Below are 26,026 nucleotides of genomic sequence, written 5' to 3'. Positions count from 1 at the left end.
GGAGAACTGACATGCAGGCGCTTCACACCGCGGCGACCGGAATGGCGGCACAGGAACTCAACGTTCAGGTGATCTCCAACAACATCGCCAATTTGCGCACCACCGGCTTCAAGAAGCAGACCGCGGCGTTCCAGGACCTGATCTACGAGCACGTCCGCCGCGTCGGCGCGCAGTCGTCGGACCAGGGCACCATCGTGCCGGTCGGCGTCGACATCGGCGGCGGCGTCAAGACCGTCGGCACGCCGCGCAGCATGACGCAGGGCACGCTGTCGCAGACCGGCAACGATCTCGACCTTGCGGTCTCCGGCGAAGGTTTCTTCAAGATCCTGATGCCCGACGGCACCTACCAGTACACCCGCGACGGCACCTTCCAGATGGACAATCAGGGCCGCGTCGTCACCGCGCAGGGCAACCCGGTGCAGCCGACGATCACGATCCCGAACAACGCCTCGGGCCTGACCGTCAACGTGCAGGGCCAGGTCTCGGTGACGCTGCCGGGCTCGTCGACCTCGACCATCCAGGGCCAGATCGGCCTGACCCGCTTCATCAACAAGGCCGGCCTGCAGCCCGTCGGCAACAATCAGTTCACCGAGACGCCCTCTTCCGGCCCGCCGCAGGACGGCACGGCAACGGCCGAAGGTTACGGCAACATCACGCAAGGCAGCCTCGAGCAGGCCAATGTCGACGTCGTCTCGGAAATGAGCGACCTGATCGCCGCCCAGCGCGCCTACGAGATGAACGCCAAGGTGATCAGCGCCGCCGACCAGATGATGCAATCGACCACGGCGATGTTCCGCTGAGGTGATAACGATGATCCGCGCCAGCCTCGCTACGATCTCCGCTCTTGTCGCGCTGGCCTTGCCGGCCGCGGCCGCCGACGATTTCATCGCCTCGCCGACGCTGCGCGCGAGCGTCACCGTGACCTCGGACGTGGTGCGGGTCGGCGATCTCATCGACAATGCCGGATCGACGGCGCTGATTCCGGTCTACCGCTCGCCCGATCTCGGCACCACCGGCGCGCTGCCGGTCGCGCACGTGCTGTCGGTGCTCCGCGCCAAGCAGGTGATCGGCGTGATGACCGGCGACATCAAGGAAGTCCAGGTCACCCGCCTCGCCCGCACGCTCGCGAGCAAGGATCTCGAAAACGCCGTCGCCGCCGCACTCGAGCGCCGCTTCGGCCTCGGGGACGCCGCCAACATCACCGTCACGTTCGACCGCAGCGTTGCCGAGATGCGGCTGGACGCCTCCAACACCGGCGCGCTGCAGCCGGTCGCAACCCGCTATGACGCCCGCAGCGGCCGTTTCGATCTCGCCTTCGAGATTGCCAACGACAACAATTCGGCACTGACCAAGCTCCGCTTCACCGGCACCGCGATCGAGACGGTGGACGTGGCCGTGCTGACGCGCGACATCGACCGTAACGATCTCCTGAAGTCATCGGACGTCGCGCTGGAGCGCCGGCCGAAGGCCGAAGTCACCGGCGAGCCCGCCTCGCGGGATCGCAGCGTCGGCATGCAGCTGCGCCGGCCGATGCGGGCGGGCACGCCGCTCCGTGTCGCCGACATGGTCAAGCCCGACTTCGTGGCGCGCGATCAGGCCGTCACCATCATCTACCAGGTGCCCGGCGTCTATCTCACCACGCGCGGCAAGGCGATCGAGAGCGGCGCCGAGGGCGACAGCGTCAGCGTGATCAATCTGCAATCCAAGCGCACGCTGACCGGTGTCGTCACCGGACGCGGCCAGGTGACGATCCAGGGCGCGAGCCAATCCGCACCGATGGCGGCCGCGGTCGAGCAGACCTCCTCGCTCCAGCGCGAAGCGCCCGCGCCCGTCGACACTGCAGCCATCGTCCGGAGCCTGGTCCAGGCTCCCGCCTCGCCGGCTCAAATCGCCCAAGCCCAGATCCCGCAAGTTCGCGCCTCGCAAGCTCCAGCCAAGTCAGAGTAAGTCATGTCCTCGTTCAGTTCGGCCTCCCGCCTTCGTCGCATCGCGATCTCTGCCCTGCTGCTGGCCTCTTGCGCGCTGGGCGGCTGCTCCTCGATCGACCGGCTGTCGCAGATCGGCGAGCAGCCGAAGCTGTCGGCGATCGACAATCCGACGACGCAGCCGGGCTACAAGCCGGTGCAGATGCCGATGCCGAAGCCGGAAGTCGCCTCCTACAATCCGAACTCGCTGTGGCGCAACGGCAGCCGCGCCTTCTTCAAGGACCAGCGCGCCCGCCAGGTCGGCGACCTCCTGACCGTGACCGTGAACATCACCGACAAGGCCAACATCGCCAACGAGACCCAACGCAGCCGCACCAATTCGGAAGATTCCGGAATCACCGACTTCATCGGCGCCAAGACGCTCGGCGCGCAGGCGCAGAAGGTGCTGCCCGGCCGCATCCTCACCGCCGACTCCACCGCCTCCAGCGACGGCAAGGGCTCGGTCAACCGCCAGGAAGCGCTGCAGACCAACGTTGCCGCCGTGGTGACGCAAGTGCTGCCGAACGGCAACCTCGTGGTCGAGGGCAAGCAGGAGATCCGCGTCAACTACGAGATCCGCGAGCTCGTGGTCGCCGGCATCGTCCGCCCCGAAGACATCCAGAGCGACAACACCATCGATTCCACCAAGATCGCGCAGGCCCGCATCGCCTATGGTGGCCGCGGCCAGATCATGGACGTGCAACAGCCGCGCTACGGCCAGCAGGTCATGGACGTGCTGCTGCCCTTCTAGCCTCAAGAGCTCCCACATCGTGTTCGCGAACCTAGGCGCGAACGACGATGTACGACGCGGCCTCCGGTAGCTCCCCTGCCGGAGGCCGCATCTATTTTGGCGGGGTGGTGGAGCGCCTGTGAGACAGGTCCGCGCCAGAGTCGCTACATCGCGCGCTCAAACGCCGTCATTGCGAGCGCAGCGACTCGTCCGCCGTAGCTTTAGCGAAAGCGGAAGCAATCCAGAATCCCTCCGCGGAAAGATTCTGGATTGCTTCGTCGCAAGAGCTCCTCGCAATGACAGAGAGTGCCAAAGCGCCGCCCCTCACGTAAACTCCGCCTCCACCGCCCCCAGGCCATCCAGCTCCATCCGCACCTTGTCGCCGGCCTTGAGCCACAGCGTCTTGACCAGGCTGCCGGTGAGCACGAGTTGCCCCGCGTGCAGGCCCTTGCCCTCGGCGGCGAGATGGTTGGCGAGCCAGGCGAGCGCGTTGTGGGGATGACCGAGCACGTCGGCGCCGGTGCCGTGGCTGACCTCCTCGCCGTTGAGGATGGCGCGGCCCTTGACCGTCTTCAGGTCCGGCACCGACGAGCGCGCAACCCGGGGTGCCAGCACGCAGCCTGCGGCGAAGAAATCGTCGGCGATCAGCGTCGGGGCGCCCATCGTCTCCCACTTCACGTAGCGGTCGTCGACGATCTCGATGGCGGGATGATAGGCCTCGACCGCCTCACCGACCCATTCGGCCGTGAACGGCGCCTCGCCGGCGGCGAGGTCGCGCTTCAGCCGCACCGCGATCTCGCATTCGACACCGACCCGGACATATTTTGAGGCCGCAAGCTTGGCGCCGCTGTCATGCAGGCCCTTCTGGAACACGCCGCCGGCGCAGGGATGCGGGATGCCGATATAGTCCTGCATCACCTGGCTGGTGCAGCCGATCTTGTAGCCGACCAGCGGCCCGGCATGCGGCAGCAGGAGATCATGCAGCGCGCGCTGGACCTGATAACCCTCGGCTTCATCAGCGGGCGGACGTTCCAGCGCCGCGAGCGGCGCATGGTTGCGGCGCGCCAGCGCGATCGCCTTTGCGGCTTCGAGAATCCTGTCCATCGGCGCCGCCTCCACGCTACGCAATCGCAGGCGGCACTTCAGCATCCCCGCTCCGGCCTGACAAGCGCGCCCGGCCGGAGGATTGCGGTGGCTCGCCCGCGTTTAAGGAAATATTGAGCTGGTGGAGGCTCTATGGAGGAAACGCGCCTCGCAGCTCCTGCGAACAGCGCAAGAGCCACGATTGCAGCGATGCTTGATGCAGCTGGATCGGCGCTTCAACTTCCGAGTCGATCCTGTTGATGCGACTCGCGAAATCTCTCGCACCTGAAGTGAAGGCTGTTTCTGATCCGAACTCACGTGAGCTCGGAGGAATCGAGTCTAGCTCATTGATCGCGATTCAGTTTTCGCGATTGCGCTCGCGCGCCGAGGCATGCGAGCACAAGCGACCGGCAAAATGCTGATCACGACGCGAAACGGCGCCTTGCGTCCAAAAACAAAGAGCCGCATCGCTGCGGCTCGGACTCTATTCGTCGCGATAGACCTTCTCGCGTTTCTCGTGGCGCTCCTGCGCCTCCACCGAGAGCGTCGCGATGGGCCGGGCCTCGAGCCGCTTCAACGAGATCGGCTCGCCGGTGTCCTCGCAATAGCCGTAGGTGTTGTCCTCGATACGCTGGAGCGCGGCGTCGATCTTGGCGATCAACTTGCGCTGGCGGTCGCGGGCACGGAGTTCGATGGCGCGGTCGGTTTCGGACGATGCCCGATCGGCGAGATCGGGGTGGTTCACGTTCTCCTCCTGCAAGGCTTGCAGGGTGAGCTTGGACTCTTTGAGGATCTCATCCTTCCAGGCGAGGAGCTTCAAACGGAAGTACTCCTTCTGCCGGTCGTTCATGAAAGGCTCTTTTTCGGTCGGTCGGTAGTTTTTCAACTTTTCCAAGGGCGGCCTATCTGTCTAAGCAACGACTCGCATAACGGAACGGGGTCCGTTGAGCGGGGCGTTATATAGCGGCCTCCTGTGACAGACAATGTTTCCCTCACTGCCCGATCGGCGCCCCCAAGCCCTTGCACAGGAAGGTTTATCCTGGAGGGACCCGGGGGCGGCCGAAGGCCTAGTAGCCGACCGTGAAGCGCTGCCTCACATGGGCCGGGCGCTCGATCTCGTCGGCAAGCGCAATGGCGTAGTCGGCGAAGCTGATCCAGCTCTTGCCGTTCGCATCTGCGAGAAGCTGGTCGGTGCCGAGCCGGAACTTGCCCGTGCGCTCGCCCTCGACGAACAGTGCCGACGGCGAAATGAAGGTCCAATTCAGCTCCTTTTCCTGCCGCAGGAGGTCGAGGAAGGCCGAGCCAGCTTCCGCTTCGGCCTTGTATTGGGCCGGAAAATTCGGAGTCGTGACCAGCTTCACGCCTGGCGCGACCTCAAGGCTGCCGGCGCCCCCGACGACGAGGTAACGACCAACCTTGGCCTCCTTCGCGGCGCCGATCAGCTTGAGCGCGTCGCTGGCCAGGAAGTGCACGGAACTCACGGCGACGTCGTGCCCCGCCCACAGCTTGGCAAGGCCAGCCTGGTCGAGCACGTCTCCCTTGGTCGGCGCGACGTTCGGCAGGGCGGCGATCTTCTCCGGGTTTCGGGCGATGGCCGTGACCGCGTGGCCGCGGCGCGACAGTTCCTTGGTGATCTCCGACCCGGCCCGGCCCGAGGCGCCGGCGACTGCGATTTTCATGGAAAGCTCCTTTGCTACTGTGGTAACTAAAGGCGACTAAGTATCGTATAGAATGTTGGTGTAAAGAGAGCACTTTGCGCTTACCTGATTACACAGGGGTAACTCCCCACCCGTACAGCAAGCCGACGACAACGGATTCCGAGGACCGACGATGAAACCCGACGTCTATGCCGCGAACTGCCCCACCCGCCAGATCCTCGATCGCGTCGGCGACAAATGGGCGGTGCTGATCCTCTTGCTGCTGCGCGAGGATGCGATGCGCTTCAATCAGTTGCGCCGCACGATCGAGGGCATTTCGCAGAAGATGCTGAGCCAGGTTCTCAAATCGCTCGAACGCGACGGCCTGATCAGGCGCCATGCCATCGCGACCGTGCCTGTCACGGTGGAGTATTCGATCACGCAGCTCGGACTGACGCTCGCCGGCGCGGTCGATCCGCTGCGCGATTGGGCCGAGCAAAATCTGAAAGACGTTCTCGCCGCCCAACAACGCTATGACGCGCAGCAGAAGCAGGAAGCGGCGTAAGCGTGTGTGAAGAGACGCGCAGTTTCGCCCGAAACTGCGCTGTCACGCCCCGGCTTGACCGGCGCATCCTGCACGCCGAGGCTTCTCGGCTCAATCACTGCTTTCTCGGGAATACCGGGTCGCCCGGTCGAGCCGGGCGACGATGGCGCGCTAAGCCTGCCCGGCCTTGGCGAGTTCGACCTCGACGCGGAGCTCGATCTCGGAGAGCACCGAATCCAGACCGGGATCGCCCGAGGACGATTTCAGGTTCGCCGCAGCATCCCGCAGCCGCATCACGGTCGAGGCGTCGAGATTGCCTGACAACAGACCCATCTTGAGATCGTCAAGCACGTCGAGCGCCGTCCTGCCGCGCACGACCGAGCGCTTGCGGCGCTCGACCGGATCCTCCTCGACACCTTGCAGGGCCAGCAGCCCATCGATGTTGGTGGCGGACTTCGGTGCGGCAGCGCTCCGCGTCTCCTGCGCCGATGCCGTGTCGGGCAGCACGAAGGTGCCGGAGCCCGTCCGCCTGGCCTGGCTGGCTGGCGTTCCAAGCGTGGTGCCGTTCGGTCCGTAGATGCGCATCGGAAGGAATCCGGGTGATCGATGCCAGCACCTTCGCCGCCTTATGGTTAACGGGGCGTAAACAGCCCGGCAAAATCTGCCGACCGGCGGCAGTTTCGCTCCTCAGGGCGAATGACCGCTGACACCGGTCGAAACAGATTTATTCAACCTATTCAGCCACCTACCTCGCCGGCGCCGGTTGGCACAGCACTCGCAAGGACAGCGCCGGACCGGCTCGTCATGGGAGTGTCGTGCAGGTCTTTCCGATGTGAGGGCCTTTTCAGGAGGCTTGGGGAGCAGAGCATGCCAGGCGTTCGTTGGGTGAGGATTGTCGGGGTGGCCTGCGCGGCGCTGTCGGCGCTGGCGCTGTCGGTCGCGCCGGCAGCTGCGACCTCGCGCATCAAGGACCTCGCCAACATCGAAGGCGTGCGGCAGAACCAGCTGATCGGCTACGGACTCGTCGTCGGCCTCAACGGCACCGGCGACACCCTCAACAACATCCCCTTCACCAAGCAGTCGCTGCAGGCGATGCTCGAGCGCATGGGCGTCAACATCCGCGGCGCCACCATCCGCACCGGCAACGTCGCCGCCGTGATGGTCACCGGCAACCTGCCGGCCTTCGCCACCCAGGGTACGCGCATGGACGTCACGGTCTCCGCGCTCGGCGATGCCAAGAACCTCCAGGGCGGCACGCTGCTCGTCACCCCCCTGCTCGGCGCCGACGGTAACGTCTATGCGGTGGCGCAGGGCTCGCTCGCGATCTCCGGCTTCCAGGCCGAGGGCGAAGCCGCGAAAATCGTGCGCGGCGTTCCGACCGTGGGACGCATCGTCAACGGAGCCATCATCGAGCGCGAGATCGAGTTCGCGCTCAATCGGCTGCCGAACGTGCGCCTGGCGCTGCGCAACGCCGACTTCACCACGGCGAAACGGATCGCGGCCGCGATCAACGACTATCTCGGCGTCAAGACCGCCGAGCCCATCGATCCCTCCACGGTGCAGCTGTCGGTCCCGCCGGAGTTCAAGGGCAACGTCGTCGCCTTTCTCACCGAGATCGAGCAGCTCCAGGTCGATCCCGATCTCGCCGCCAAGATCGTCATCGACGAGCGCAGCGGCATCATCGTGATGGGCCGCGACGTCCGTGTTGCCACCGTCGCGGTGGCGCAGGGCAACCTCACCGTCACGATCTCCGAGAGCCCGCAGGTGAGCCAGCCCAACCCGTTGTCGCGCGGCCGCACCGTGGTGGCGCCGCGCAGCAGCGTCACCGTCACCGAGGACGGCAAGAAGCTGGCGCTCGTCAAGGACGGCGTCTCGCTCCAGCAGCTCGTGGATGGCCTCAACGGCCTCGGCATTGGCCCGCGCGACATGATCAGCATTCTCCAGGCGATCAAGGCCGCCGGCGCGATCGAAGCCGATATCGAGGTGATGTGATGCAGACCGGCACGATCAACACTCCGCGCCTCGCCACCTCCTCGGCCTTTTCGGTGGAAAGCCGCAACGGCCGGCCGGACTTCGAGCTGGCGAGCGCGCTGCAAAAGGTCTCGCCGAAGCAGCAGGCCAGGGCGCAGAAGACCGCCACCGACTTCGAGGCGATGTTTCTCAACAGCATGTTCTCGCAGATGACCTCGGGGCTGAAGGGCGAAGGCCCGTTCGGCGACACGCCCGGCACCGGCGTGTGGCGCTCGATGCTGACCGAGCAATATTCCAAGAACTTCGCCAAGGCCGGCGGCGTCGGCGTTGCCACCGAAGTCTACCGCACCCTCATCCTGCAGCAGGCGAAAACGATCCGCACGGCATAAGGTCAAACGAGATGAACCAGTTCAACGCCTCACGTCAGCCGGTGCAAGCCCAGCGTCCGAACACCGCGCCCGGCAGCGCCGAGGCGCGCAAGCTCGCCGAAGACCTGATGGATGCGATGAACGCCCTGCTCGGATTGATCGAGCGCGAGACCGAGCTCGTTCGCGCCGGCAAGGTCCGCGAGGCAATGATGCTCGAGAGCAAGAAGCAGGAGCTGTCGCGAAACTATGTCGGCGCCGTCAGCCAGTTGAAGGCGAACCAGCCCCAACTCGCGAAATCCGCGCCGGAGCTGCTCTCGACGCTGCATCGCCACCACGATGCGTTCCGCGCGATGCTCCAGGTCAATCTCACCGTGCTCGCCACCGCGCACGCGGTCTCCGAAAGCGTCGTGCGCGGCGTCAACGCCGAGATCCAGAAGCGCAACGTGCCGAACACCTATACGGCTGCAGGTCGGCGCGCAGCTCCAGGCCCGCGCCACATCACCCCGCTTGCGGTCAGCCGCTCGCTCTGAGCGCACACAAAAACAAGAGACGATTTTACGAAAAACCGCGCGACGATATCGTCGCGCGGTTAGGTACGTTTACTTACCCGGTCTTCAGTCCTGGTGTTCCATGGTTGCGTTATTGGAGGGGTTGGGATTTGACTCACGCTAGGCAACCAGGAGGCTGCCATGAGTACAGATTTCAGCATCAGGCCGGTGGGGATCCCGGCCCCCGTGCAGATCGTAACGACGTCCAACGTGGCGAACGAGGCCGTGCAAACCGATCTTCCGGTGAGCCAGACGGTCGCCGCGAGCGATACGAGCGCGCCCGTGCGCAATGATCTACCGAACCGCGAGAACATCTCGCGCCAGGTCGTGTTCAACCAGGCGGCCGCGTCCTTTGTCTTCCAGGTCGTCAACGACAGGACCGACGCAGTGGTCAACCAGTTCCCCGACGAAGCGATGCTGCGCCGGCGAGCCTATTTTCATGCGTTGGATATGCAGTCCGAGCCTTCGCGTCCGCTCAGCACGGACGTCAGCGCCTGACGCTTACGAGACGACGGAATTCTTGACGATGTTCTTGCCCTGTGCCTGACCGGCCCCGGTCAGCGCTCAAGCATGATCCGGAAAAGTGCGCGGCGGTTTTCCGAAAAGACCATGCTTGAACAACAACCGAAAGCGCGATGGCGATTCATCCAGATCGCATCGCGCTTTAAAGTCGTGTTGCCCGAAGCAAGCCGACAAGCCGTGATCAGCCCCCACCCGTCACGGGCGTCCGGACAGACCAGCAGCGATGTTGCGGTTGATCTCGATCAGCGGACGGAAGTGATCGAACTGCGGGCTCATCTGGAGCGCGGCGGTCTGGCTCAGCACGAACACGCTGATGTTGGCGATCTTCTGCCGCACGTCGATCGGCTGCGGATTATTGTCGCGCATCGCCTCGCTCAAGAAGATGGTCCAGAGCTTGCGGTTGAACATCAGGGCCTGCATGGTCTGCTCGCTGAGCGGATCGGCGGCGTTCACGGCATCCTGGAGCTTGTTCGCGGCCTTGAGCAGGGTCTGCGCCTCGATGTCGCGAGGAGATGCGGTGGTGGTTGCAACACGCGCATAAGCCGAGGCAGCGGAATTCGACATCAATCACACCCTGGAGGTTACCTAGCGCGTTGTAAGCGCTTAAGGATTTGTTCCCAACCCTAGGCAGCACCGCTTAAGATTTGCTTACGTGTGTGCTTGGAAGCACTCCGGATAATTACGGTTCGCGGAGCTCTTCGTCAGCGCAACGCTAGATCCACGCACGCACGATGTAAACTCGCTCGCGCGATGCGTGCTGATCTCAGCTAATCTTGTCTTAGCGATCTCCCTCAAAAGAACGGCGGAGCATTAGCCCCGCCGCGAAATCTCAACTGGTGAGCTTGGCTCTCGAATTAGCGGAGCAGCTGCAGCACGCTCTGCTGCGACTGGTTCGCGAGCGACAGCGCCGACACCGCGATCGACTGGCGGGTCGACAGCGCCTGGCTGTTCGCCGCTTCCTCGTTGGTGTCGGCGAGCGTCAGGTTGGACGAGCCGGTCTGCAGCACGTTGATCAGGTTCTTGGAGAAGTCCTGGCGCACCTGCACGATCGAGAGGTTCGAACCGAGCGAGGAGCCTTCCGAGCGCAGCCTGCTCGAGGCGGCATTCAGGCTGGCCAGCACCTTGTTGGTGGCGCCGTTGTCGATGAAGTCCGTGCCGGGAACGAGATTGCTGAGACCGAGACCCGCCGCGTTGAACACCACGCCGTTGATGCCGAGCGTCGAGCTGCCGGTCTCGTTGAAAACCAGCTTCAGCGTGTCGCCGTTGAGCAGGTTGATGCCGTTGAAGGACGAGTCCTGCGACGTCGTGTCGATCTGCGCCAGGATGTTGTTGAACTGGCTGACCAGGCTCGAACGCGCCGTCTGCGCGACGGGGTCCTGAATCGGCGGCTGCGCGGTGGTAAAGGCGAGCACGCTTGTGAGCGTCCCGCCGACCGCGCCGCCCGCGGCAGTCGAACCGAGGGTCGAGGACGCGTATTCGTTGACGGTGGTGACCGTCAGCACGCCGTTGGCATCGATGGTCGCCGTCAGGTGGTTCGCCTGCAGCTGCACATTGAGCTGATCGAGCGTCTTGACCGTGCCGTTGGTGCCGTCGCCGAACGTGACGTTCACCGGCGTACCGCCGTTGAAGGACGAGAAGGTCAGCGTCTTGCCGCTGACGCCGCCGACGCCCGAGGTGCGCGCTGCGGTGAAGGCGGTCGCCGTTCCCGTGTTGCCGCTGAGGCCGAACGCGCTCAGTGCATTGCCGGTGCCGGTGATCGACAGGTCGGCATTGATGCCGGTGGAGAGCGCAAGCTGGCCGCTGCTGTTGACCGACGAGGGGATCTGGCCCGCGGTCGGGGTCAACGTCGCCGCGCCGTTGAAGAGGCTCGCGGTCTTGACACCGGTGGCCAGATCGACCGCGTTGAGCAGGTCGGTCAGCGTCGCGCTCTGGATATAGACGGTGGAGTTGCCGTTGCCGTCGGTGACGATGTTGCCGCTAACCCCGCCCGAGGTGACGCTCGCCGCCGATTGCGGCGTCTGCGCGTTCTTGAAGGTGATGGTATGGCCGTCGATGTTCAGGGTCGAGCCGTCCTGAACGAGAGTGCCCAGCGAGCCGGCGGTGGTCGACCGGGCCGCGGTCACGCTCGCATTGCCTGCGCCGGTCGCCGGGGTCAGACCGAGCTTGTTGAGGAAGTCGGCCTTGCCCGTCACGCTCAGATCGGAGCCGGTCGAGCTCTTCAGCGTGACCAGGCCGCCGCCCGAGATCGACGATGCCGTCTGAAGCGTGCCGACGGGTCCGGCCGAACCGCTGACCGCGATGGTGGCCGCGCTCGCGCTGATCGTGGCGGTCTTGACGCCACTGGCGAGGTCGATCGCAGTGAGCACGTCGTTGATGGTCGCCCCGGGCGCAGCCGCCGTTCCCTCATAGACGATCGAATTGCCGCTGCCATCGGTGGCGATGTGCCCGCTGGCATCGAGGCCCCAGCCGGTCGGCTGGGTGCTCGGAGCGGCGCCGGTGCGGAAGGTGATGGTCTTGCCGTTCACCGTCAGCGTGTCGCCGTCGGCCGGCGCGGCCCCGAACGTGGTGGACGTGGTGGTGCCAACCAAGGTCGCGGTGCCGGATAGCGCGGTGGTGCCGTCGGCGGCAAGCGCCGCCGTGCCGGTAAAGGTGCCGGCGCTCGAGCCGAGCGATGCGCCCAGCGCTGCGGTCCCGGTGACCGGGGTAGTGCCACCGGCTGCACCGGTATAGAGCACGTTGCTCTTGGCGGTCGCGCTCGCATAGGAGGTCGTGCCGCGAAGATCGGCGGGCGTCGCGCCGGGAATGGTGGTGGAGACGTTCGACTTGGTCGAATAGCCGACCGTGGTCTGCAGCGCCTGGTTGGCGATCGATTTCGCGCTGTCGATCAGCTTCTGCAGCGAGGTGATGCCGGTGTTGGCCGCCTGGAGCACCTGCACACCGTTGTTGATGCCGTCGAGCAGGTTACTGATGTCACTCGCCCGGTTGTCCAACCCCTGGGCGGTGAAGAAGTTGGTGGGATTGTCGAGCGCTGTGTTGACCTTCTTACCGGTCGACAGCCGCTCCTGCGTCGTGGCCAGCAAGTCGGCCGTCGACTGCAGCGACAACAGGTTCTGGCGAACGGACGCCGAGAGAACGATGTTGGACATTGGCGAGTCTTCCTCTTGAACCGGATACGAATCGGCCGCGCGGGTCTGGAAAGCGGGCTTTGTCCAGTCTTAGAGGCTGTCCTTTAAAGTATGGTTAACGCCGGTTTAAGGGACAGGGTTAAGGGCGGGTGAACACCCCTGCCCGCCTGCGGACGCAAAAAAGAACGGCGGGGCAAATGGCCCCGCCGCTCGATTTTATTTAGCAGTTTCAGTTGCTTATCAGCGGAGCAACTGAAGCACGCTCTGCTGCGAGGTGTTGGCCAGCGAGAGCGCGGAGACCGCGATAGACTGGCGGGTCGACAGCGCCTGGCTGTTGGCCGCCTCGACGTTGGTGTCGGCCAGGGTCAGGTTGGCCGAGCCGGTCTGCAGCACATTGATCAGGTTCTTGTTGAAGTCCTGACGGATCTGCACCACCGAGAGATTCGAACCGAGGCTCGACGCTTCCGAGCGCAGCGTGCTCGACGCCGCGTTCAGATTGGTCAGCACCCTGTTGGCGGCGGCGTTGTCGATGAAGTCGACGCCGACGGTCAGCGAGGCGAGGCCCAGACCCTTGGAGTTGTAGGTCACGCCGGTGATGTTCAGGCTCGACTTGCCGGTCTCGTCGAACACCAGCTTGAGCTGGTCGCCGTTCAAGAGGTTGACGCCGTTGAACGAGGAGTCCTGCGAGGTCGTGTCGATCTGGTTCAGGATGTTGTTGTACTGAGACACCAGGTTGGCGCGGGCCGTCTGGGCAACGCCATCCTGGATGGGAGTGGAAGCCGTCGAGAACGTGAGCGCCGAAGTCAGCGTGCCGCCGATCGCGCCGCCGGCGGTCGTCGAGCCGAGCGTCGAAGAGGCGTAATCGTTGGACGCGGTGATGGTCAGCAGGCCGTTGGCGTCGATCGTCGCCGCCAGGTTGTTGGCCGTGAGCTTGGTGTTGAGCTGGTCGAGCGTCTTGACCGTGCCGTTGGTGCCGTCGCCGAAGGTGACGTTGACCGCCGTGCCGCCATTGAAGGACGAGAAGGTCAAGGACTTGCCGGCAATGCCGCCGATGCCCGAGGTGCGGGCAGCGGAGAACGCCGTTGCGTTTCCGGTGTTGCCGGCGAGCCCGAACACGTTAAGCGCGTTGCCGGTGCCGGTGATCGACAGGTCGGCGTTGATGCCGGTCGAGATCTTGAGCGCGCCGGACGAGTTGATCGTCGAGTTCGACTGGCCGGTGGCGGTCGCAAGCGTCGCGGTGCCGTTGGCGTTGATCGTCGCGGTCTGCACGCCGGTGGCAAGGTCGATCGCCTTCAGCACGTCGTTGACCGTGCCGGCCTGCAGATAGACCGTCGAGTTGCCGTTGCCGTCGGTGAGGACGTTACCGCTCGCACCATAACCGCTCGGAACGCTGGGAGCACCGGTCGAGCCCGGGATCGGCGCGTTCTTGAAGGTGATGACGTGACCGTCGACATTCAGCGTCGAGCCGTCCGCGATGGTCGCGCCGAGCGAGGCCGCGCTCGTGGTCCGGTTGACGCTGATGGTGGCATTGCCCGCACCGGTAGACGTGGTCAGGGCAAGCGCCTTGAGCAGGTCAGCCTTGCCGGTGACGCTCAGATCGGCACCCGTCGAGCTCTTCAGCGTGACGGCGCCGCCAGCAGCGGTCGAGACGGCAGCACCTGGCTGGCTGGCGCTCACGGTGATCGTCGCAGCACCGGCAGTGATGGATACGGTCTTGACGCCGCTGGCGAGATCGATCGCGGACAACAAATCGTTGACAGTCGCAGCCGGGGTGCCCGCGGTGCCGAGATAAACGGTGGTGTTGCCGTTACCGTCGGTGACGAGATTGCCGCTGACGCCCGAACCGGCCGGAACGGAAGCCGTTGCCGGAGCCGAGCCGCTACGGAAGGTGATGGTCTTGCCGTTCACGGTCAGCGTGTCGCCGTCGGCGGGCTGGGCGTTGGTGGCGAGGCCGGTTGCGGTCGTGCCGTTGGTGGCGATCAGGGTGATGGTGCCGGTCAGGGCCGTGGTGCCGTCACCGGCCGTTGCGCCCGTGCTGGCGAAGGACCCGATGGTGGCGCCGAGCGTGGTGGTGCCGGTCGCCGCGGTGGTGCCGCCGGCCGTGCCGTTATACAGCACGTTGCTGCTCGCCGTCGCACTGGCAAATGAAGTCGTGCCGCGCAAATCGGCTGCGGTGGCCCCGGCGATTGTGGTCGAGACGTTCGACTTGGTGGAGTAGCCGACGGTGGTCTGCAGCGCCTGGTTGGCGATCGACTTGGCGCTGTCGATCAGCTTCTGCAGCGAGGTCAGGCCGGTGTTGGCGGCCTGCAGGACCTGCACGCCATTGGCGATGCCGTCGAGCAAATTGTTGATGTCGCTGGCGCGGTTGTCGAGCGACTGTGCCGTGAAGAAGTTGGTGGGATTGTCCAGGGCCGAGTTGACGCTCTTGCCGGTCGAGAGACGGTTCTGCGTGGTGGCGAGGAGATCGGCGGTGGACTGGAGAGAGAGGAGGTTCTGGCGAACCGACGCAGAGAGAACGATACCTGACATGACTCTTACCCTTCTGGCTTACGCGTCTTCGTTCGATCGCTTCAGATCGAGTGACGGGGCCAGCGTGCCGCGACATGGCTAACAAAGGGTGAAGCGAACATCGCCTGCATAAGCGCGGGTTCACCATAAACGAACGACAGCCGCGCGCCGGTTGGTAAATCAGCCTGAAATCATTGGCGTTTCTTTGCGCTTACGCTCCATTAACCATAACCGCTGGTTACTTTTCCAAAGCCCTACCGAAGGCGACGGGCGCGAGACGAGCCAAAAAGAAAGCGGCGGGGCCGAAGCCCCGCCGCCGGATCTTGCTTTGCGAAGTCGTCCGCTTGTTAGCGGAGCAGCTGCAGCACGCTCTGCTGCGACTGGTTGGCCAGCGACAGCGCGGAGACCGCGATCGACTGGCGGGTCGACAGCGCCTGGCTGTTGGCCGCCTCGACGTTGGTGTCGGCCAGGGTCAGGTTGGCCGAACCGGTCTGCAGCACGTTGATCAGGTTCTTGTTGAAGTCCTGACGGACCTGCACGATGGTCAGGTTCGAGCCGAGAGCCGAGGCTTCCGAGCGCAGCGTGCTCGATGCCGCGTTCAGGTTGGTCAGCACCTTGTTGGTGGCAGCGTTGTCGATGAAGTCGACACCGCTGGTCAGCGCAGCAAGGCCCAGACCCTTGGAGTTGTAGGTCACGCCAGTGATGCTCAGGCTCGACTTGGCAGTCTCGTCGAACACCAGCTTGAGCTGGTCGCCGTTCAAGAGGTTGACGCCGTTGAACGAAGAGTCCTGAGCCGTCGAGTCGATCTGGTTGAGGATGTTGTTGTACTGGTTGACCAGATTGGCACGCGAGGTCTGGGCAACCGTGTCCTGGACGGGGCTGGAAGCCGTCGAGAACGTCAGGGACGAGGTCAGCGTGCCGCCGATCGCACCACCCGCGGCGCTCGAACCAATGGTCGAGGACGCGTAATCGTTGGTGGTCGAGACCGTCAGCAGGCCGTTGGCGTCGATCGTCGCCGTCAGGTTGTTAGCCTGAAGCTTGGTGTTGAGCTGATCGAGCGTCTTGACCGTGCCGTTGGTGCCGTCGCCGAAGGTGGCGGTGACCGCCGTGCCGCCATTGAAGGACGAGAAGGTCAAGGTCTTGCCGGTAATGCCGCCGACGCCGGAGGTACGGGCCGCGGTGAAGGCGGTCGCAGTGCCGGTGTTGCCGGCAAGGCCAAGCGCATTCAGCGCATTGCCGGTGCCGGTGATCGACAGGTCGGCATTGACGCCGGTCGAGATCTTGAACTGACCCGAGGCGTTGATCGACGAGTTGGTCTGGCCAGTGGCGGTCGCAAGCGTCGCGGTGCCGTTGGCATTGACCGTCGCGGTCTGCACGCCGGTGGCAAGGTCGATCGCCTTCAGCACGTCGTTGACCGTGCCAGCCTGCAGATAGACCGTCGAGTTGCCGTTGCCGTCGGTGAGGACGTTACCGCTCGCACCATAACCGCTCGGAACGCTCGGAGCACCGGTCGAGCCCGGGATCGGCGCGTTCTTGAAGGTGATGACGTGACCGTCGACGTTCAGCGTCGAGCCGTCCGCGATCGTCGCACCGAGCGAGCCCGAGCTCGTGGTCCGGTTGACGTTCACGGTGGCGTTGCCGCCGCCCACGGCCGTGGTCAGGGTGAGCGCCTTGAGCAGGTCAGCCTTGCCGGTGACGCTCAGATCCGCACCCGTCGAGCTCTTCAGCGTGACGGCACCGCCAGCAGCGCTCGAGGCAGTCTGGCCGACGCTCGTGGCAATCGTCGCAGCACCCGCGGTGATGGATACCGTCTTCACGCCGCTGGCGAGATCGATCGCGGTCAACAGATCGTTGACGTTGGCCGCCGGAGTACCCGCGGTGCCGAGATAGACGGTGGTGTTGCCGCTGCCGTCGGTGACGAGGTTGCCGCTGACGCCCGAACCGGACGCAACCGCAGTCGATGCCGGAGCAGAACCCGAGCGGAACGTGATGGTCTTGCCGTTCACGGTCAGCGTGTCGCCGTCCGCGGGCTGGGCGTTGCTGGCCAGACCGGTTGCGGTCGTGCCGTTGGTGGCGATCAGGGTGATGGTGCCGGTCAGGGCCGTGGTGCCGTCACCGGCCGTTGCGCCCGTGCTGGCGAAGGAACCGATGGTGGCGCCGAGCGTGGTGGTGCCGGTCGCCGCCGTGGTGCCGCCCGCCGCGCCGCTGAACACGACGTTGCTGGATGCGGTGGCGCTGGCGAACGAAGTCGTGCCACGCAGGTCGGCCGCCGTCGCACCCGCGATGGTGGCGGAGACGTTGGACTTGGTGGAGTAGCCGACGGTGGTCTGCAGCGCCTGGTTGGCGATCGACTTGGCGCTGTCGATCAGCTTCTGCAGCGAGGTGATGCCGGTGTTGGCAGCCTGCAGCACCTGCACGCCGTTGGCGATGCCGTCGAGCAGATTGTTGATGTCGCTGGCGCGGTTGTCGAGCGACTGTGCCGTGAAGAAGTTGGTGGGATTGTCCAGGGCCGAGTTGACGCTCTTGCCGGTCGACAGACGATTCTGCGTGGTGGCGAGGAGGTCAGCGGTGGACTGGAGGGAGAGCAGGTTCTGGCGAACCGAGGAGGAGAGGACGATACCGGACATGACTGTGTTACCTTTCTGGTAAACGGTGTTACTTGTCTGCTTGGATCGAGACTGACCCAGCGACCGGCGGACGGTGGGACGGAGTCCTCTAACGAAACATGAAATGAAACCGGCGCTTTCGCCGGACCGCGCGTGATTCGCCCGGGGAAGCTGCGCGCGTCGCTGCGCCGCCACACAGCTACACCATTGGGAAAGCTGAGTTTTTCTGCGCAAACGGCGGGGATTTAGAACTCGTTAACTAATTCCGAGCGAGAATCAGGCCCTGATAGGCCGCAACGAACGCTCGGTTACGAAAGCGTTGATGGAGAACAGGCATGGCCCTCAAGGTCGAGCTCAGACCGCACGAACGTATCATCGTCGGTAACTGCGTGATTACCAACACGGACCAGCGCGCCCGCCTCCTGATCGACGGCGACAACGTGCCGATCCTGCGCGAGCGCGACATCCTCACGCCGGAGACTGCCGATACGCCCGCCAAGCTCGTCTATCTGGCGGTCCAGCTGATGTACATCTCGCCGGATCCGCAGACCCAGCACGGCACCTATTTCAACCTGGTGCGCGACATCGTCACCGCGGTGCCGAGCGCCTGGCCGATCATCGAGGCCATCAACAACAACATACTGAACGGCGACCTCTACCGGGCGCTGAAGGATGCCCGCAAGCTGATCGCCTATGAAGAGAAGCTGCGAACCCAATTCGAGGCCACCCATCCCAAGATGGAAGCGGACAAGGACGACGTGAGCTCCGCCGCCTGACCGCGCACGTTCCCGCAAACGACAACGGCCCCGGATCGCCTCCGGGGCCGTTGTCGTTTCAGGCCTGCCAGTGCTATTGCGCCGCGAGTGGCGGCGCCTCGACCTCGATCACGCCGTCGCCGCACCGCCGTCGGCCAAGGTCCAGCACGGCCGCGACCAGCGCATCGATGTCCGCCTCCTCCGTGCGATGATTGACGATCGCGGCACGGATCGCAAACTTGCCGTTCAGCGTCGTGCTCGACGGCGCCGCTATTCCGGACTCCTGGATGTCGGCCACGATCTCGCGATTGATCGCATCATCGGCACGGTAGCGGAAGCAGACGATGTTGAGGTTGACCGGCGCCAGCGATTCCAGCCGCGGTTCGGCCAGCACGCGCGCTTCGAGATACTTCGCCAGCGCGCAGCTTCGCGTGATCGTTGCACCCAGCCGGTCGGTGCCGAACGTCTTCAGCGTGAACCACGTCTTCAACGCACGGAAGCCACGCGACAGATCAGGTCCGAGATCGCAGGGCCAGACCGCTCCCGCCGCAAGGCCCCTCGCCTCGCGGCGCAGATAGGCCGCCGGCTGCGCGAAAGCCTGTCGATGCTGCTCGCCGTCGCGCACCAGCAGGAAGCCGGCATCGTAGGGCACCTGTCCCCATTTGTGGAAGTCGAGCGCAATGGAATCGGCGAGCTCGATGCCGCCGAGCTTGGGCGCAAGCTCGGGCGAGAAGATCGCGAGCGCACCGAAAGCACCGTCTACGTGAAACCAGATCCCCTCCTCGCGGCACAGCTCCGCGATCGCCTTGAGGTCGTCGACCGCACCGATGTCGACGGTACCGGCAGACGCGACCACCAGGAACGGCTTGAAGCCGACCTCGCGATCAACAGCGATCTGCGCGCGTAGCGCCGCTACATCGATGCGATGATCGGCATCGACACCGATCTTGCGCAGCGCATCAGTGCCGAGCCCGGCAATGTCCATCGCCCTGGAGACGCAGCCATGCGCGGCGTGCGAGGTATAGGCCGTCAGCAGCGCGCCGTCATTGCCGAGGCCGTGCTGCCGCGCCAGCGTGCCAAGCGCAGCCGTGCGCGCCACCAGCACGGCCATCAGATTGGCCATCGACGTACCCGTGACGAAGATGCCACTCGCGCTGTCCGGAAACGCAAACAGGCGGCGCATCCAATCGACAATCTGGCGCTCGACCTCGATCGGCATGTGGTCTCGTCCACCGAGATTGGCGTTGAGGCCGGCTGCGAGCATCTCGGCCAGCATACCAACCGCGGTGCCGCCGCCATGCACCCAGCCCATGAAGCCGGGATGGAGGTTGCCGGTCGCATACGGCGCGACGTGCTCGGCGAATTCGCGATAGACCTCGGCGAGGTCGCTCGCCTCGCGCGGCACGTCGGCCTTGAATACTGCGCGAACGCCGTCGGGGATCGGCTGCCAGACAGGGCGGGTCCGAACGTTGGCGATGCCATCGATCGTCTCGTCCAGCATGCGATGGGCGAGCGCGCGAAATGCGCTCCAGTCCTGCGGGTCGAGCGAGGCGTGCGCGACAGAGCTTTGCGCGGTGCGGACGATCTCGTTCATGTTGCACTCCCCTCGCCTGCTCTTTCATGCCGCGACAGCATCGCCGAGAACGCCGCAAAGATCTTGCGCATCTGCGGAGGCTTGTAAGGAAACACGTCCGGCGAATCCATGTTGTGCACGACGGCGGTGTTGTCGGCTTCGAAGACCAGGAGCTCGTTATCCTGGTTCTCGGCGCAATCGACGATGAAATAATCGAGGCCGACGCGCCTGCTCATCTCGTCGAGCGCGTTTCTGTGGCGCACTGCGAAGGTGTCGTCGAATTCGCGCATGAAGAGGGCTTCCTCGGCCCGCTTCTCCTCGCTAAACGCCATGTAGGCGTTGAGATACCAGATATCCCAGCGGTCGGCGATCGCCATATGACAGGCGTAAGGTTTGCCGTCGACCATCGCGAGACGATATTTGCGGTAGAGCCCGTCCGCGTTCACATAATCGACGAAGCGCGCGACGAAGAAATCCTGTTCGCCCCGCTCGGAAAGATAAGCTGCGAGCGCCGCCGCATCGTCGAGCTTCGCGAGCCCGACGCCGGCATGCGAGCCGCGCGGCCGCGCGATCATCGGAAGGCGCAGTTCATCCGCAATGTCTTCGCAAGCGATCTGCCCTCGCGAAAGGTCCAGCAATTGCGCGCGCGTCGCGTGGATGGTCGCGGGAATGTCGAGACCCGCCACGCCGGCCAGCAGCCGATGCAGCTTGTCGCGATCGAGGTTGCCGATGCGATCAGGGCGATTAAGCAGCGGCCGCGGCCAGTGCGGCGCGGCCTTCTCGATCAAGGCGAGCGCCTCGCGGCATTCGTCGGAATCGGAGGCGACCACGATGGCAACATCGTGCTCGGGCAAACTCTCGGGCAGACCGACGCTCTTCATCACATAGAGCGTCAACAATTCGATGTCGGAGCCTTCGAGCAGAAAATCGATCGGCGTGTTGCCGCCCATGTCGATGTCGGCTGCAAGCGCGAGCACGCGCAGGCCCGGTTTCGGAGCAGCGCTCGGCGTGCGAAACAATTGATGGAAGGCGAGCACCTCCGACTGGATCGCGAGCCCCTGATCCTTGTCGCCGAGAAGCTGGTTGATCAAGGACAGATCCAGCGCTTCGCCGGCCAGCGCGGTCCCCGCCGCGATCCGCGCCACCAATCGGTCGCGCAACGGATGCAGGTCGACGCCTTCGAAGGCCTGGCGCGTCAGCTGCGCAAAGCCGATGCGGTCGGCATAGTTCGCCGCGGTCATGCCGATTGGTGCGGAAACCGGATGCTGCATCTCACACCTCGAACGCGGAGTTTACCGGCCCTTGCGCGAGGTTGGCCTCCGCCGGGCACAACACGATCTCAGAGCCGCCGACGGATGCGCGCTCCAATGCCGGCAGACGGGATGCGCCGGCGCTCATTCCGGCAGGCTCACGCCGCAGCATCTGCCGCCGCCGCGGGCGCGGCTGCGAATTGCGAGGCGATGTCGCCGTGGAACACCGACGGCCCGACGTGATCGAGCGAGCTCTGGATGTCGGCCCAGATCTCGCCGCCGATATCGGTCCAGCGCTTGCAGAAGGCGAAGTCCTCGGAGAGATAGGTGCCGGTCGCCGGATCGATCATGCATTCGAACAGCGCGAACCGGTTCTGGCTCGCCACAAGCGTATCGTGCGAATGCTCGCGGAAGAACTGCAGGTTCGCGTAGTGCGGATGGCGGCACATCGCCTCCAGCACGTGGCGCCGGATCATCAGGAAGCCCGTGCCGGCATAGCGCACGCGGGTAAAGCCGTTGACCACGACGATACGGTCGGGATCCTCGATCTCGAGCACATAATCCAGCGAAGCCGCCGGCACGTCGGCCCGGCCGGACTGGATCGCCCGCGCGGCCTTGTCCCAGTTGATTCGCTTGATCGGATAACAGCCGGCGACGACGTCGGCGCCGCATTCCATCAGCCGGAACACCTGCTCCGGCTTGAAGCCGATGTCGGCGTCGATGAACAGGAAATGCGTCGCCTTGGGGTCGTCCAGGAACATCGCGGCCAGATTGGCCCGTGCGCGGGTGATCAGCGCGTCGCCGTCGCGCAGGAGCACCTTGAGCTCGAGATTGGACATGCCGTGCACCGCGCGCTGCAGCGCGAAGATCGAGCTCGCATAGATGCTCGACACCTGCCCGCCGAAGCACGGCGTGGCCACCACCAGTTGCATCTTGTCCGACATCGACAGCTCCGCCCCCGCTCCAATCCTCACCAAGAGGTAAAGAGGCATGGTTAACGGCGTCTTAACGCCGCGCTACAGGAACTTGACGAGCGAGAGCTGTGCCAGGTTCGAGGTCACCTGGTAGGAGGCCTGAAGCGCGTTCTGGAGCGCCAGGATCTCGCTCGCGACCTGGTCGGGCGAGGCCGATTCCGCCTGGTCGATGATGGTCTGGAGCTGCGCCTTGGCCTGGGTCTGGCGCGTGCTTGCGTCCTTCATCGTGTTCTGAGCCATCGCGATGTCGGTCTGGATGTCCTCGATGCGCTGCTGACCGGGCTGCTGGGTCAGCGCCTGGGTCACCCGCAGGCTCAGCGCGGCGACCTGTCCGCCCGAATACTGTCCGGTCGGCGAGGTCGAGAAGGTCCCGAACACCGCGGTCGCCTGCATTTGCCGGCGGATCGCATCCTCATTCGCCTGGGCGCCATACTGCACCGTGAGAGAATCGTCGACCCGCGCCATCGCGGTCGAGCGCGGCGAGCCGGGCCCTTCATTGCCCAAGTACCATTTCACGGTAGTGGCCGAGCCGTTGACCAGCGTCGTCGCCGAGTTCGCGGGCGAGGAGCCGACGCGGAGCGGCGGCTGCGTGGCGGTCACGGGCGTCGAGGCAAAACCGAGCGAACCCAGCGCTGCCGTATTCGAGCTGGTGATGTTCAGGCTGGCCGCATCGTCGGTGTTGATCGTGATCGAACCGCCATGAATTGTCGACGGCTTCGGCGTCCCCGTGATCGCGTCGATCTTGCTCATCAGCGTCTGGACGCTGTCGCCGACGTTGAGCTGGTTGCCGGTCGCGCCCGAGGCCACGAAGGTGAGCGTGGTGCCGTTGACGGTGATGGTGTCGCCTGCGACGAAACCCGGCGAGATCGAGTCGGTGGGGCTCGCACCGGACAGCGCCGTCGCTCCGCTGATCGGTACGAGTGGGCCCGCCTGGCTGGTCTCGGGCGTGCCGATCGCGGAGCTGGCGGTGTTGAAGAAATTGTCGCCCGCCGTGACCGCGGATGCCGCCACCAGCGAGGTGCCCGCGAGCTTCTTGATCGCGACGTCCAGCGCGTTGTTGAGGTTCAAGGCCGTGTTGTTCGGGTTGACCGGCGTGCTCGCATCGATCGCGAAGCTGCCGAGCGGCGTCGGCGTCGCCGTCGACGCGGTCAGGTCGATCTGCTCGGTCGTGCCATCGGGCAGCGTGAACTGGACGCTGAGCTTGTCGCCGTTGTTCGGATTGACGCCGTTGAGATCGACCGAGAACGACACCGGCGAGCCGCTCGGGCCGGTGACCGTCGCGCCCGTCAGCGTCGAGGAGACCGCCTTGATCTTGAGGCCGAACGGCGAGCCCGCGACGTCTTCGGAGACCTGGACCGAGCTCGGGGTCGGCTGTGGCGTTGCGAGCACCAGCCGGCCCATGCCGTTGGCCCCCAAGTCGGCGGCCTGGCGCTCCGCCATCACGGTCTTGAATCCCGCTTGAGTCGTGGTGCCGTTGATGATGTCGCCGGCATTCGCAACCGACGGCGTGTTGACGGCCGTTCCGGAGAACAGATAGCGGTTGCCCGTCTGCGTGTTGAGCACGCCGACCATCGAGCCGAATTGGGCGGCGGCGGTGTTCTGCGCGATGGTCTGGCCGTTGACGTTGAGATCCTGCGCGGTATTGGCGGCGCCTGTCTGCACCGTGCTGCGGATCTTGGTCAGCGACTGCAGCGCGGTGTTGGCGAGGTTGATGCTGACATTGACGTTGGTGATCGTGTCGGTATAGGCGGCGATGTTGGAGAGCTGCGCGCGCCCGGCGATCGCAAAGCCCTCGTTGGTGCCCATCCCGGAATAGTTCTGCGACAGCTTCCCGGTCGAGAGCTGCGTCGACAAATCGGTGAGCTGCTGATTGATGTTGCGGATCTGCGAGCCGAGAACCGACGAGGAGTAGTTGATGCTGCTGATCGACATGTTTCAGAGCCCTGTTACTTGTTACAGTTGAGCCTGGATCAACGTGTTCATCATGCTCTGCACCACCGACATGACGTGAGCATTGGCGGCGTAGGCATTCTGGAGCTGGATCAGGTTCGACATCTCGGAGTCGAGATTGACGCTGGAGGTCGAGCTGAACTTGGCCTGGAGCGTCGAGACCACGACGCTCTGGCCCTGCTGGAGCTGGGTGGCCTGGGTCGCGGCGTTGGCCTGCACGCTCAGGAACTGCTGGAGATAGTTCGAGACGCTGCCGCTGAAGGGCTGGCTCGCCGAGCCGAGACCGCTCTGCGGCGAATAGGTGAACACCGCCGAAGTCAGCTGCGCGTAGAGATAGTCGGAACGTGTGGTGTCGCCCGCGGGCGTCACAGGCGAGGTGTTGTACACCGACATCCTGGTCGGATCGTTGACCAGCTGCGTATTCACGGCGATGCGTCCGGCAAGGCCGGTCATCTGCGAGCCCGAGGCGGTGATCGCGCCGGTGTAAAGCGCCTGTCCGCCGTCGGTGAACAGCGGCAGTTGCGGATTGCCCGAGGTCAACGACGAGATCGTCTTGCTGGTCGAGGCCGAGTTGACCTTGGCGAGGGCGGAATTGTCGTCGGTCACCCGCAATGTCGTGGCTGTCGCCGGCGACGGGGGGGCTGAGAAGGTCAGGTGCGAGCCTGACAGCGCGGTGTTGAGCGCGGATGCGATCGCGCCCATGCCGCCGGCGAAATTGATGCCGATCCGCATCGGATTGGCGTTCGCGGCGTTCTGAAGCGGCAGCGCCGCCGGATCGGTCACGTTGACGAGCGTGACCTGACGCTGCGTGTTGGTCGCGGTGTCCGTGTAGGTGATGTTGACCGTATTGCCCGGCAGGGCGCCAGCGAGGTCGAGATCGAACCCGGCCGGCGGACCGGAGACGGTGCTGCCGGCCGTGGTCTTGTCGGACAGTGCACTCGACATCGTGGCGGCGAACTGGTCGATCTGATTCTGCGCCTGCACCAGCATCTCGTCGCGCAGCTTCAGGTCGGCCGCGATCTGGCCCGACGACACCACGTTGTTGGCGACGACGTCGACCTGCGAGCCGTTCGGAAGCTTGATGTTGAACGCGCCGACGCCGGACTTGGCCGGATCGATGTTGTAGACCGAGGTCGCCGACAATGCGCCGGCGGACGCAAAGGAGAATTCCGATGCAAGACCGGCGCCGACCAGCTGAATGCCGGTCGTGGTGTAGATATTGGCCTGGTTCGAACCATCGGTGGTGACGCGGACGTCGACATAGTTCGACAGCGTGTTGATAGCCTGGTCGCGCTGGTCCATCAGCGTGGCCGCCGAGGGATCGGTGGCGGCCAGGCCCTGGAGCTTGGTGTTGATGTCGGCGATCTGCTTCATCGCCGCGTTGGCGGCCAGCGACGAGGTGCCGAGATCCTGCTCGACGTTGGAGCGCAGCGACTGGATACCTTTGGTGGTGAGGTTGAGCTGCTGCGCCAGCGCCTGTGCCGCGCCAAGCGCAACGGTCTGCGCTGACGACGCGCCCGAGCTGGTCGACAGCGCCTGCAACGCGGTGGTGAACTTGTTCAGCGCGGTTTCGAGCGTGCCGCTGTTGCCGGGCGTGCCATAGACATTCTGAAGCTGCTTCAGGATGTTGGCCATCTGGTCGGCATAACCGCTGCCGCCGGTCTCGGTGCGCAGCTGGTTCAGTACATAGGTGTCGAGCTCCCGGCTGACGCCGGTGGTCATCGCCGTCGAGCCGAACTCGCCGGTGGTGACCTCGATCTGGTTCGGCCTCTGGACGACGTAACCCGGCGTCTGCGAATTGGCGACGTTCGAGGAGACAATCGAGAGCGCGGCCTGGTTGGCACGCAGACCGCTCATCGCACTGGCGAGGGCTGAACTCAAACCCATATCACTGACCCGCCTTTGGTTACGTTACGCG

General features: G+C 64.8%; 22 protein-coding genes. 9 read left to right on the top strand and 13 right to left on the bottom strand.

The window, feature by feature from the left end; all coding sequences use genetic code 11:
• Positions 1 to 11: 11 nt before the first annotated feature.
• From flgG to flgH, 3 genes are read left to right on the top strand one after another with little or no spacing between them, the layout of a single operon-like run.
• On the top strand, positions 12 to 800 hold the full coding sequence (gene flgG, locus IVB28_RS10140; RefSeq protein WP_247525928.1) for a flagellar basal-body rod protein FlgG: 789 nt from the start codon (positions 12 to 14) through the stop codon (positions 798 to 800).
• A gap of 10 nt (positions 801 to 810) precedes the next feature.
• Complete coding sequence (gene flgA, locus IVB28_RS10135; protein WP_247525927.1) at positions 811 to 1,947, top strand: flagellar basal body P-ring formation chaperone FlgA; 1,137 nt, start codon at positions 811 to 813, stop codon at positions 1,945 to 1,947.
• Positions 1,948 to 1,950: 3 nt separating this feature from the next.
• Complete coding sequence (gene flgH / locus IVB28_RS10130; RefSeq protein ID WP_247525926.1) at positions 1,951 to 2,715, top strand: flagellar basal body L-ring protein FlgH; 765 nt, start codon at positions 1,951 to 1,953, stop codon at positions 2,713 to 2,715.
• A 303-nt stretch (positions 2,716 to 3,018) separates the two neighbouring features.
• Here the strand turns inward: flgH and IVB28_RS10125 are convergent, their stop codons facing one another.
• The 3 genes from IVB28_RS10125 to IVB28_RS10115 all read right to left on the bottom strand — a co-directional run bounded on the left by IVB28_RS10125 (position 3,019) and on the right by IVB28_RS10115 (position 5,456).
• Positions 3,019 to 3,798 (bottom strand): fumarylacetoacetate hydrolase family protein, encoded by a 780-nt coding sequence (locus tag IVB28_RS10125; protein ID WP_247525925.1) that lies wholly within the window; start codon positions 3,796 to 3,798, stop codon positions 3,019 to 3,021.
• 463 nt (positions 3,799 to 4,261) lie between these two features.
• Positions 4,262 to 4,627: an RNA polymerase-binding protein DksA gene (gene dksA, locus IVB28_RS10120; protein ID WP_008554760.1), complete on the bottom strand. Its 366-nt coding sequence runs from the start codon at positions 4,625 to 4,627 to the stop codon at positions 4,262 to 4,264.
• Positions 4,628 to 4,844: 217 nt separating this feature from the next.
• On the bottom strand, positions 4,845 to 5,456 hold the full coding sequence (locus IVB28_RS10115) for an NAD(P)-dependent oxidoreductase (protein ID WP_247525924.1): 612 nt from the start codon (positions 5,454 to 5,456) through the stop codon (positions 4,845 to 4,847).
• A gap of 151 nt (positions 5,457 to 5,607) precedes the next feature.
• On the opposite strand from IVB28_RS10115, the gene IVB28_RS10110 reads away from it, so the two are divergent.
• The gene (locus tag IVB28_RS10110) at positions 5,608 to 5,979 is read left to right on the top strand and encodes a helix-turn-helix domain-containing protein (protein ID WP_247525923.1); all 372 of its coding nucleotides are present in this window, start codon (positions 5,608 to 5,610) and stop codon (positions 5,977 to 5,979) included.
• A gap of 150 nt (positions 5,980 to 6,129) precedes the next feature.
• On the opposite strand, the gene IVB28_RS10105 is transcribed toward IVB28_RS10110, so the two are convergent.
• Complete coding sequence (locus tag IVB28_RS10105; protein ID WP_247525922.1) at positions 6,130 to 6,543, bottom strand: flagellar assembly protein FliX; 414 nt, start codon at positions 6,541 to 6,543, stop codon at positions 6,130 to 6,132.
• A 282-nt stretch (positions 6,544 to 6,825) separates the two neighbouring features.
• Here IVB28_RS10105 and IVB28_RS10100 point away from each other — a divergent pair, with 282 nt between their 5' ends.
• The 4 genes from IVB28_RS10100 (at position 6,826) to IVB28_RS10085 (ending at position 9,343) form a co-directional block, all read left to right on the top strand.
• Entirely contained in the window at positions 6,826 to 7,950 is a 1,125-nt protein-coding gene (locus IVB28_RS10100; protein WP_247525920.1) for a flagellar basal body P-ring protein FlgI, read from the top strand.
• Complete coding sequence (gene flgJ, locus IVB28_RS10095) at positions 7,950 to 8,318, top strand: flagellar assembly peptidoglycan hydrolase FlgJ (RefSeq protein ID WP_247525919.1); 369 nt, start codon at positions 7,950 to 7,952, stop codon at positions 8,316 to 8,318. Before IVB28_RS10100 ends, flgJ begins: the two co-directional genes overlap by 1 nt.
• 11 nt (positions 8,319 to 8,329) lie before the next feature.
• Complete coding sequence (locus tag IVB28_RS10090; protein WP_247525918.1) at positions 8,330 to 8,827, top strand: hypothetical protein; 498 nt, start codon at positions 8,330 to 8,332, stop codon at positions 8,825 to 8,827.
• A gap of 159 nt (positions 8,828 to 8,986) precedes the next feature.
• On the top strand, positions 8,987 to 9,343 hold the full coding sequence (locus IVB28_RS10085; RefSeq protein WP_247525917.1) for a hypothetical protein: 357 nt from the start codon (positions 8,987 to 8,989) through the stop codon (positions 9,341 to 9,343).
• Positions 9,344 to 9,562: 219 nt separating this feature from the next.
• On the opposite strand, the gene flaF is transcribed toward IVB28_RS10085, so the two are convergent.
• From flaF to IVB28_RS10065, 4 genes are all read right to left on the bottom strand, one after another.
• Entirely contained in the window at positions 9,563 to 9,931 is a 369-nt protein-coding gene (flaF, locus tag IVB28_RS10080) for a flagellar biosynthesis regulator FlaF (protein ID WP_247326691.1), read from the bottom strand.
• A gap of 290 nt (positions 9,932 to 10,221) precedes the next feature.
• Positions 10,222 to 12,513 (bottom strand): DUF1522 domain-containing protein, encoded by a 2,292-nt coding sequence (locus IVB28_RS10075; RefSeq protein WP_247525916.1) that lies wholly within the window; start codon positions 12,511 to 12,513, stop codon positions 10,222 to 10,224.
• 219 nt (positions 12,514 to 12,732) lie between these two features.
• Positions 12,733 to 15,021 carry a DUF1522 domain-containing protein gene (locus IVB28_RS10070; RefSeq protein WP_247525915.1) on the bottom strand — a complete coding sequence of 763 codons (2,289 nt, stop codon included), beginning with the start codon at positions 15,019 to 15,021 and terminating at the stop codon, positions 12,733 to 12,735.
• A gap of 326 nt (positions 15,022 to 15,347) precedes the next feature.
• The gene (locus IVB28_RS10065; protein ID WP_247525913.1) at positions 15,348 to 17,627 is read right to left on the bottom strand and encodes a DUF1522 domain-containing protein; all 2,280 of its coding nucleotides are present in this window, start codon (positions 17,625 to 17,627) and stop codon (positions 15,348 to 15,350) included.
• Between the two features lie 314 nt (positions 17,628 to 17,941).
• Here IVB28_RS10065 and flbT point away from each other — a divergent pair, with 314 nt between their 5' ends.
• Complete coding sequence (gene flbT, locus IVB28_RS10060) at positions 17,942 to 18,382, top strand: flagellar biosynthesis repressor FlbT (protein WP_247525912.1); 441 nt, start codon at positions 17,942 to 17,944, stop codon at positions 18,380 to 18,382.
• A gap of 73 nt (positions 18,383 to 18,455) precedes the next feature.
• On the opposite strand, the gene IVB28_RS10055 is transcribed toward flbT, so the two are convergent.
• The 5 genes from IVB28_RS10055 to flgK all read right to left on the bottom strand — a co-directional run bounded on the left by IVB28_RS10055 (position 18,456) and on the right by flgK (position 25,995).
• A complete protein-coding gene (locus IVB28_RS10055) occupies positions 18,456 to 19,955 on the bottom strand; it encodes an aspartate aminotransferase family protein (RefSeq protein WP_247525911.1) in 1,500 nt (499 codons plus the stop codon).
• Positions 19,952 to 21,205, bottom strand: a complete 1,254-nt coding sequence (locus IVB28_RS10050; protein WP_247525910.1) for a hypothetical protein — start codon at positions 21,203 to 21,205, stop codon at positions 19,952 to 19,954. The genes IVB28_RS10055 and IVB28_RS10050 overlap by 4 nt, the downstream gene beginning before the upstream one ends.
• A 137-nt stretch (positions 21,206 to 21,342) precedes the next feature.
• Positions 21,343 to 22,128 carry a hypothetical protein gene (locus IVB28_RS10045; RefSeq protein ID WP_247525909.1) on the bottom strand — a complete coding sequence of 262 codons (786 nt, stop codon included), beginning with the start codon at positions 22,126 to 22,128 and terminating at the stop codon, positions 21,343 to 21,345.
• A gap of 72 nt (positions 22,129 to 22,200) precedes the next feature.
• Positions 22,201 to 24,090, bottom strand: coding sequence for a flagellar protein (locus IVB28_RS10040; RefSeq protein WP_247525908.1), 1,890 nt, complete (start codon positions 24,088 to 24,090; stop codon positions 22,201 to 22,203).
• Positions 24,091 to 24,111: 21 nt separating this feature from the next.
• Entirely contained in the window at positions 24,112 to 25,995 is a 1,884-nt protein-coding gene (flgK, locus tag IVB28_RS10035) for a flagellar hook-associated protein FlgK (protein WP_247525907.1), read from the bottom strand.
• Positions 25,996 to 26,026: the final 31 nt, after the last annotated feature.

It is taken from the genome of Bradyrhizobium sp. 199, assembly GCF_023073355.1.
Lineage (GTDB): Bacteria > Pseudomonadota > Alphaproteobacteria > Rhizobiales > Xanthobacteraceae > Bradyrhizobium.
Note: the sequence above shows the minus strand (reverse complement) of the source record. Positions and strands in the feature narration are given on the sequence as shown.

Bases quoted from the DNA above. Each gene is read 5' to 3' on its own strand.
- flaF (WP_247326691.1), bottom strand. From the start codon at position 9,931: ATGTCGAATTCCGCTGCCTCGGCTTATGCGCGTGTTGCAACCACCACC.
- IVB28_RS10050 (WP_247525910.1), bottom strand. From the start codon at position 21,205: ATGCAGCATCCGGTTTCCGCACCAATCGGCATGACCGCGGCGAACTAT.
- dksA (WP_008554760.1), bottom strand. From the start codon at position 4,627: ATGAACGACCGGCAGAAGGAGTACTTCCGTTTGAAGCTCCTCGCCTGG.
- IVB28_RS10115 (WP_247525924.1), bottom strand. From the start codon at position 5,456: ATGAAAATCGCAGTCGCCGGCGCCTCGGGCCGGGCCGGGTCGGAGATC.
- IVB28_RS10100 (WP_247525920.1), top strand. From the start codon at position 6,826: ATGCCAGGCGTTCGTTGGGTGAGGATTGTCGGGGTGGCCTGCGCGGCG.
- flgG (WP_247525928.1), top strand. From the start codon at position 12: ATGCAGGCGCTTCACACCGCGGCGACCGGAATGGCGGCACAGGAACTC.
- IVB28_RS10045 (WP_247525909.1), bottom strand. From the start codon at position 22,128: ATGTCGGACAAGATGCAACTGGTGGTGGCCACGCCGTGCTTCGGCGGG.
- IVB28_RS10075 (WP_247525916.1), bottom strand. From the start codon at position 12,513: ATGTCCAACATCGTTCTCTCGGCGTCCGTTCGCCAGAACCTGTTGTCG.
- flgK (WP_247525907.1), bottom strand. From the start codon at position 25,995: ATGGGTTTGAGTTCAGCCCTCGCCAGTGCGATGAGCGGTCTGCGTGCC.
- IVB28_RS10065 (WP_247525913.1), bottom strand. From the start codon at position 17,627: ATGTCCGGTATCGTCCTCTCCTCCTCGGTTCGCCAGAACCTGCTCTCC.
- IVB28_RS10070 (WP_247525915.1), bottom strand. From the start codon at position 15,021: ATGTCAGGTATCGTTCTCTCTGCGTCGGTTCGCCAGAACCTCCTCTCT.
- IVB28_RS10110 (WP_247525923.1), top strand. From the start codon at position 5,608: ATGAAACCCGACGTCTATGCCGCGAACTGCCCCACCCGCCAGATCCTC.
- flgJ (WP_247525919.1), top strand. From the start codon at position 7,950: ATGCAGACCGGCACGATCAACACTCCGCGCCTCGCCACCTCCTCGGCC.
- IVB28_RS10125 (WP_247525925.1), bottom strand. From the start codon at position 3,798: ATGGACAGGATTCTCGAAGCCGCAAAGGCGATCGCGCTGGCGCGCCGC.
- IVB28_RS10105 (WP_247525922.1), bottom strand. From the start codon at position 6,543: ATGCGCATCTACGGACCGAACGGCACCACGCTTGGAACGCCAGCCAGC.
- flgA (WP_247525927.1), top strand. From the start codon at position 811: ATGATCCGCGCCAGCCTCGCTACGATCTCCGCTCTTGTCGCGCTGGCC.
- IVB28_RS10085 (WP_247525917.1), top strand. From the start codon at position 8,987: ATGAGTACAGATTTCAGCATCAGGCCGGTGGGGATCCCGGCCCCCGTG.
- IVB28_RS10090 (WP_247525918.1), top strand. From the start codon at position 8,330: ATGAACCAGTTCAACGCCTCACGTCAGCCGGTGCAAGCCCAGCGTCCG.
- IVB28_RS10040 (WP_247525908.1), bottom strand. From the start codon at position 24,090: ATGTCGATCAGCAGCATCAACTACTCCTCGTCGGTTCTCGGCTCGCAG.
- IVB28_RS10055 (WP_247525911.1), bottom strand. From the start codon at position 19,955: ATGAACGAGATCGTCCGCACCGCGCAAAGCTCTGTCGCGCACGCCTCG.
- flgH (WP_247525926.1), top strand. From the start codon at position 1,951: ATGTCCTCGTTCAGTTCGGCCTCCCGCCTTCGTCGCATCGCGATCTCT.
- flbT (WP_247525912.1), top strand. From the start codon at position 17,942: ATGGCCCTCAAGGTCGAGCTCAGACCGCACGAACGTATCATCGTCGGT.